Genomic DNA, 219 nt, shown 5'->3' on the forward strand with positions numbered 1-219 from the left:
CCGACGGCGATCATCGGGGCGTCCGGGGAGGTCTCGGCGGTGACGGAGGAGCGGAGCGTGGCGAGCGGGACGCGGGCCTCGACCTGGGCGTCGCCGAGGACGCCGAGCTGGGTGGCGACGCGCCCGTACGCCTGCGCGAAGCCGAGCGCGGAGGCGGGGTCGCCGCCCTTGCCGGGGACGGCGAGGACGTAGGCGGTCGCGGTGTACGTGACGGGGCTC

At 77.6% G+C, this 219-nt stretch carries 1 pseudogene; it reads right to left on the reverse strand.

Annotated features, from left to right (window positions below):
• Positions 1 to 219: pseudogene (locus G3I42_RS10165) on the reverse strand (lipopolysaccharide biosynthesis protein); the annotation flags it as partial.

The sequence above is a fragment of the Streptomyces sp. SID11385 genome, from assembly GCF_010548245.1.
In the GTDB taxonomy this organism is placed as follows: Bacteria; Actinomycetota; Actinomycetes; order Streptomycetales; family Streptomycetaceae; genus Streptomyces.